This window comes from Actinomycetospora sp. (genome assembly GCF_055612215.1).
The window spans coordinates 1-6,583 of record NZ_JBVPVA010000614.1 but is presented as its reverse complement, the minus strand read 5'-3'; the positions used below and the strand labels follow the sequence as shown (position 1 = coordinate 6,583).

The window sequence follows — 6,583 nt, the reverse complement described above, 5'->3', positions numbered from 1 at the left end:
CTCCTGGGCGACGCGGTACGAGTCGCCGTACTCGCTCGACGCGCCGCGCACCGGCGACGTCCCCGGCTTCGGCTTCGGGGACCCGCTCAGCGGGGATCTGCCCACCTATGGCGAGCCCGAGGGCGGCCGTCGGCGTCGTCGCGAGGACGACTCGGTCCCGTTCGGCTCGGAGCGGGACGCGCCCTACGGCTCGTCGTTCGGGGTCGACGACCGACCCCGCCACGCCGCCCGCTAGCTCGCGCACCGGCACGACCCCGGACAGGAGAAACCCCCGGAGCATGTTTCCCGCGGCACGTGGCCGCGGGGCTCAGGTGGACGAAGCCCGAGCGCTCCGGGGGTCTGGCGTCCGTCGGGAATTCGCCGGCCGACGTGTCTGCCCGCGAGGGCGGAACCGGCCAATCCACGACCTGACGTCGGCTAGCTGACGGACACCTCACGAGTCCTGTCGTTCATCAACGTCGGACCACCTCCTCTCCCGTGTACCTCCACGCTAAGCCGAGATCGCCGAGCCCGCAAACGACATCGAACCGCCTGGTCAGAGGCGGGTTCGCCAGGCGAGGAGGTCGTCGGCCGAGCGCGTGTTGACCACCCGCTCCGCCGGCACCTCGCACTCGACGGCCCGCTCGCACCCGTAGGGCTGCCAGTCCAGCTGCCCCGGGGCGTGGGCATCGGTGTCGATCACGAACTCGCACCCCGCCGCGAGGGCCTGGCGGAGCAGGTCGCGGGGCGGGTCGAGCCGCTCGGGGCGCGAGTTGATCTCGACGGCGACCCCGTTCTCCAGGCACGCGTCGAACACCGCCTCGGCGTCGAAGGTCGACGGCGGCCGCGTGCCGCGCCCCCCGGTGACGAGCCGGCCGGTGCAGTGGCCGAGCACGTCGACCAGCGGGTGGGAGACGCCGCAGACCATGCGGGCGGTCATCTCCTCCGAGGGCGCCCGCAGCTTCGAGTGCACCGAGGCGACGACGAGGTCGAGCTCCTCGAGCAGGTCGTCCGGGGCGTCGATCGCGCCGTCCTCGAGGATGTCGACCTCGATGCCGCGCAGCAGCCGGAACGGCGCCAGCTCCTCGTTGACCTCGGCGATCACGTCGAACTGGCGGCGCCGGCGCTCCGGGGACAGCCCGTTGGCCACCGTCAGGTTCTGCGAGTGGTCGGTGAGCACCATCCAGGAGTGCCCGAGGTCGCGGGCGGTCCGGGCCATCTCGAGGATGTCGCTGCCACCGTCGGACCACGTCGAGTGCGTGTGGCAGTCACCCCGCAGCACCTGGCGCAGCGCCACCCCGCCGGCGACCGGCTCGGTGTGACGGCCCTCGAGCTCGGCGAGCGTCTCCGGGGTCCGGCCCGCGACGACGTCCGCAACGACCGCCGCCGTCTTCTTTCCCACGCCCTTGAGGTCGGTGAGCGTGCCGGCCCTGGCGCGGGAGGCGACCTCGTCGGGGTCGAGCTCGGCCAACCGGTCGGCCGCTGAGCGGTAGGCCTTCACCCGATAGGTGTCCGCCCGCTCCCGCTCGTAGTAGAAGGCGACGGCGCGCAGCGCGGCGATCGGGTCTCCGTCGACAGGGACTCGGCTCACGGGTCAGGCATACCCCACCCGGGAAGCCCCGTCGGTGCCCGGGCGCGGACAATCGGGATCGGGCCGGGGTGAGACCGAGGAGGACTGCTCGTGCGGGTGACCGGAGTCGGGCACGCGGGGATGCGATTCGAGACCGCGGGCGGCAGCGTGCTGTGCGACCCGTGGGTGACCCCCGCGTTCTTCGCGTCGTGGGTGCCGTTCCCGGACAACACGCAGCTCGACTGGGACGCCCTGGGCGACTGCGACTACCTCTACGTCTCGCACCTGCACCGCGACCACTTCGACGCGGACACCCTGCGCGACCACGTCTCCAAGGACGCCCGCGTCCTGCTCCCGGACTACCCCACCGACGAGCTCGAGCACGAGCTGCGCGACCTGGGGTTCCGCCACTTCGTGCGCACCGAGTCCGGGGTCCCCCAGGAGCTCGACGGCCTCCGCTTCATGATCACCTCGCTCAAGGGCCCCGGCGACGGTCCCATCGGCGACTCCGCGCTCTCCCTCGACGACGGCACCGCGCGGATCGTCGACCAGAACGACGCGCACCCGCTCGACATCCCGGAGCTGCTGGAGTTCGGCGCCTATGACGCGCACTTCACGCAGTTCTCCGGCGCCATCTGGTGGCCGATGGTCTACGACCTCCCCAAGGCCGCCAAGCGCGAGTTCGCCCGCCGCAAGCGCATCGGCCAGGAGGACCGCGCGATGCGCTACATCCGAGAGGTCGCGGCGCCGCACGTGTTCCCGACGGCGGGTCCGCCCTGTTTCCTCGACGACGAGCTCTTCCGGTGGAACGGCCTCGGTTACGGGGACGTCGAGGGCGAGTCGATCTTCACCGACCAGTGGGAGTTCCTCGGCCGGATGCGCGAGCTCGGCCAGGAGGCCGGCTCCACCCAGCAGGGCCACCTGCTGCTGCCTGGGACGACCGCCGAGATCGACCACGGCCGCGTCGGGGGCCTCACGCACCCGATGTCCGACGCCGAGGTGGAGACGATCTTCCTCGACAAGGAGAACTACCTGCGCGCCTTCGCCGAGCGCGCCCGCCCGACGCTCGAGGCGCAGAAGGCGCGGTGGGCGACCCCGCAGCCCGACATCCTGCGCCAGCTCAAGGAGTGGATCGAGCCGCTGATGAAGCGCGCCGACCACATGTGCGACGGCATCGGCGGCCCGGTCCGGCTCGACCTGCACGAGATGCCCGCGGGCACCCCCGGGGTCGACGACGACGGCAGGCTCTCGCTGGTCTTCGACTTCCCCGCCCGCGAGGTCCGGGTCTACGACGGCGAGGCGGCCCGCTACCGCTGGGGCGTCCCCGCGACGCTGGTGGCCACCAACATCGCGACCGGCGAGGTGGACTGGTCGAACTCGCTCTTCCTGTCCGTGCGGTTCACCGCCACGCGCGTCGGCCAGTACAACGAGTACCTGTACACGTTCTTCAAGTGTCTGTCCGAGGAGCGGATCGACTACGTCGAGAACTGGTACGACGCCCAGAACGACGACGGGCGCGACATCGAGCTCGACGGCTGGCGCGTCCAGGCCCGCTGCCCGCACCTGTCCGCGGACCTGTCCAAGTTCGGCGCCGTCGACGGGGACGTGCTCACGTGCACGCTGCACAACTGGAAGTTCAACCTCGCCACCGGCCGCTGCCTGACCTCGGCCGGCCACGAGATCCGCGCGGAGAAGCTCGGGGAGTGAGCACAATGGGACCCGTGCGAGCGCTGCGGATCGGACCCCACGAGCTGCCGACGCCCGTCGTGCTCGCGCCGATGGCGGGCGTCACCAACCCGCCCTTCCGGCGGCTGTGCCGCGAGCAGGGCGCGGGCCTCTACGTCTGCGAGATGATCACCGCGCGGGCACTGGTGGAGCGCCACCCCGGCACCGCCGAGATGATCGCCTTCGACGACGACGAGACCCCCCGCTCGATGCAGCTCTACGGGGTGGACCCCGAGACGATCGGGCGCGCCGTGCGCCGGATCGTCGACGAGGACCTCGCCGACCACGTGGACCTCAACTTCGGCTGCCCCGTCCCCAAGGTGACCCGCCGCGGCGGCGGCGCGGCCCTGCCCTACAAGCGGCGGCTCTTCGAGCGCATCGTCCGCACCGCGGTCGCGGAGGCCTCGCGCGGCGGGCTGCCGCTGACGGTGAAGATGCGCATCGGTATCGACGACGAGCACGAGACGTTCCTCGACGCCGGGCGGATCGCCGCCGCCGAGGGCGCGGCCGCCGTCGCCCTGCACGCCCGCACCGCCGCCCAGCGCTACTCCGGCCAGGCCGACTGGGCCCGCATCGCCGAGCTGCGCGACGCGGTGCCCGCCGAGGTCCCGGTGCTCGGCAACGGGGACGTCTTCGCCGCCGACGACGCCCTCGCGATGGTCGAGAAGACCGGGTGCGACGGCGTCGTGGTCGGCCGGGGCTGCCTCGGCCGGCCGTGGCTGTTCGGCGAGCTCGAGGCCGCGTTCGCCGGCCGTCCCGCCCCGACACCGCCGACGCTGGGTCATGTCGCCGGGGTCATGCGCCGCCACGTCGAGCTGCTCATCGCCCACCACGGCGAGCGCAAGGGCGTGCGGGACGCGCGCAAGCACATGTCCTGGTACCTCCACGGGTTCGCCGTCGGCTCGGAGCTGCGCCGCGAGCTCGGGATGATCGACGGGCTGGAGAGCCTGGACGCGCTGCTCGCCCGGCTCGACCACGATCAGCCCTTCCCCCCGGAGGCGGACGGCCCGCGGGGCCGCCAGGGCTCACCCGGCCACGTCACGCTCCCCGAAGGCTGGCTCGACGACCCCGAGGACGCGACGGTGCCCGCGGCCGCCGACGTCATGAACTCCGGCGGCTGACGTGCCGGGTCGGCGGCCGGCACTCGTCGTCGGGACCCTGCTCGCCGCCGCGGTGCTCGCAGGGTGCGGCGCCGTCGTCCCCGGGCAGGCGCGCGTCGGCCTCGTCCCCCCGTCCGACCGGGCGCTGATCGACGCCTACGTCGGCGACTCCAACCGCGCCGGCGACGCCGGGCCCGCCGCCCAGACCTCCTTCCTGCGGTCCAGCCAGGCGCCGGGCGCCCCGTTCCCGCCCGACCGCTGCTTCGGCGACGTCACCCTGCGGACCGACCTCGTCGGCCGCACGCTGCGTCCCGACCCGGACTGGCGTCCCCCGCAGACCGCGCCGGGGCCCGGGGGACCGCTCGGCGCGGTGTACGTCGTTGCCGCCGCCATCTCGGTCCGGCGGGGGTCGCTGGAGGTCCGCGAGGACGTCGGGTCGAAGCACTTCGTCATCCGCGACGGCCGCGTGTCCGGCTACGCTCCGTGTGCTGACTGAGACCACACCTACGGGCGGTCACCCCGGTCGAGCTTGAGCCCCCGGTCGGGCAGCATTCCGGGGCCCGGTGAGCAGCAGCGCGATTCTTTCACGCAGAGTCATATCGACCGGACGGTTGATTCGGGTGGCGGTCGGGGTGGGTGCGTTGCATCGGCGGCCCCACGCGCGACACTGGTGACAGGACGCGGAGGGAGCGGCGGGTGCTGTTGAGGGGTTCACGGGTCGGCGGGCGACGCGATCCGGCGTCGGTCGCGACGTCGGTGACCGTGGCGCCCCCGTCCGTCCCGGACGTCCCCGAGACTCCCGTCCACGAGCCCGCTGCCAGCACCTTCGACACCTCCCCGATCGTCGGGATCGACGAGGCCCTCCGGCTCGACCCCACGGTCGAGGACTCCGGGGCGGCCCGCGCACAGCAGGCCCGGGCCCACGAGGCCGCCGCCGAGGTGCTCGCCGACCGCGGCGACTGGCGCCGCGCCTACCAGCACCTGCGGGCCGCGATGGCCCTCGTGCACCTCGGCGACACACCCCCGGTGCACGTGCCCGAGCAGTTACGCCGCGAAGTCGACCGTCTCCGGCGCGAGCGCGCCGAGGCCCGCGAGCAGAGCCGCCGCGACAGCCTCACCGCGACCTGGAACCGGCGCTACCTCGACGAACGCCTGTCGACGTTGCGTGACGGCACCGCCGACCCGGTCTGCGTCGCGCTGGTGGACGTCGACCACTTCAAGGGCGTCAACGACACCTACGGCCACGCCGTCGGGGACTCCGTGCTGCGCACCTTGGTGACCCTCATGCGCGAGGGGATCGACGGACCGGCGCCCGACGGCTTCTGCGCGCGGTACGGGGGCGAAGAGTTCGCGCTGGTCCTGGGCGGGGCGAGCGCCGAGGACGCGGTGAGCACCTGTGAGGGCATCCGCGCCCGCGTCGAGGAGCACGACTGGTCCGCGATCGCCCCGGACCTGCGGGTGACGGTCAGCGTCGGGGTGGGCTGCCTCGCCGCCGAGGCGGGAGGGACCGAGGGCGAGGGCGGCCCGGCCGGCGGCGCGCTGGACCGGGTCGACGAGCTCCTCTACGTCGCGAAGCGCACGGGCCGCAACGCCGTGGCCTTCCGCGACCCCGCGGGGCGCGTGCGGTTGGCCGGGGCGGCCTCGGGACGCCGCGGGGTCGACGCCGTCGCCCGGGCGGTGTGCGAGGCACCTCGAGCGGGTCACCTCGGCCACTGAACGTCGGCCGGCCCTCCGCTGTTCGGCCCATCCGCTCACGATCCGGTGACCACGCGGACCACCGAAATCGCGGCACGGTAGCCCGCCGGCCACGTTTCGGTGACGGTCTGAGTACGATGCGTGGGCCCGGCGCGGCGAGGAGGCGCTCGGTCCCTGTTCCGCGGGTTCCACCGGGGGTTCCATGATCGACGACCGAGAGCGGGACGCCGCTCCGGACGGATCCCCCCGGTCCGACCCGCCCTCGATGCCGACCCGCATCACCATCCCCGACACCGCGGAACCGCCCCGGCGGGGCGCGGTCGTCCCGACGATGGTGCCGCTGGCCCGCAAGCGCGCCCACCGCGCGGGCCTGCGCCCCGGAGGTGCCGCGGCCACCACGGAGCCGATGCGCGACCTCGTCGGTGCGGCCGCCCGCAGCGGCCCCGGCCCGTCCCGCGGTCCGGCCCGCGCCTCGCTCTCCCCGCCCCAGGCGGTGGCCCCGGTCGCGCCGACG

Annotated in this window: 7 protein-coding genes; 6 read left to right on the top strand and 1 reads right to left on the bottom strand. The window is 73.8% G+C overall.

All coding sequences use genetic code 11. From position 1 onward, the window contains the following. Positions 1–235 (top strand): hypothetical protein (locus AC0CYZ_RS16945; RefSeq protein WP_472217409.1); only part of this gene is annotated, 235 nt, incomplete at its 5' end. A 300-nt stretch (positions 236–535) separates the two neighbouring features. Here AC0CYZ_RS16945 and AC0CYZ_RS16940 read toward each other — a convergent pair. Then, the gene (locus tag AC0CYZ_RS16940; RefSeq protein WP_472217407.1) at positions 536–1,570 is read right to left on the bottom strand and encodes a PHP domain-containing protein; all 1,035 of its coding nucleotides are present in this window, start codon (positions 1,568–1,570) and stop codon (positions 536–538) included. A 90-nt stretch (positions 1,571–1,660) separates the two neighbouring features. Here AC0CYZ_RS16940 and AC0CYZ_RS16935 point away from each other — a divergent pair, with 90 nt between their 5' ends. The 5 genes from AC0CYZ_RS16935 to AC0CYZ_RS16915 all read left to right on the top strand — a co-directional run. Further along, a complete protein-coding gene (locus tag AC0CYZ_RS16935; RefSeq protein WP_472217405.1) occupies positions 1,661–3,256 on the top strand; it encodes a Rieske 2Fe-2S domain-containing protein in 1,596 nt (531 codons plus the stop codon). Between the two features lie 5 nt (positions 3,257–3,261). After that, on the top strand, positions 3,262–4,395 hold the full coding sequence (gene dusB / locus AC0CYZ_RS16930) for a tRNA dihydrouridine synthase DusB (protein WP_472217403.1): 1,134 nt from the start codon (positions 3,262–3,264) through the stop codon (positions 4,393–4,395). A 1-nt stretch (position 4,396) separates the two neighbouring features. After that, positions 4,397–4,870, top strand: coding sequence for a hypothetical protein (locus tag AC0CYZ_RS16925; RefSeq protein ID WP_472217401.1), 474 nt, complete (start codon positions 4,397–4,399; stop codon positions 4,868–4,870). Between the two features lie 266 nt (positions 4,871–5,136). Continuing rightward, on the top strand, positions 5,137–6,090 hold the full coding sequence (locus tag AC0CYZ_RS16920; protein ID WP_472217399.1) for a GGDEF domain-containing protein: 954 nt from the start codon (positions 5,137–5,139) through the stop codon (positions 6,088–6,090). Between the two features lie 181 nt (positions 6,091–6,271). Beyond that, a partial coding sequence (locus AC0CYZ_RS16915; protein ID WP_472217397.1) for a hypothetical protein occupies positions 6,272–6,583 on the top strand: 312 nt, incomplete at its 3' end.

Excerpts from the sequence above, each read along its gene's own strand:
- dusB (WP_472217403.1), top strand. The coding sequence starts at position 3,262 with ATGGGACCCGTGCGAGCGCTGCGGATCGGACCCCACGAGCTGCCGACG.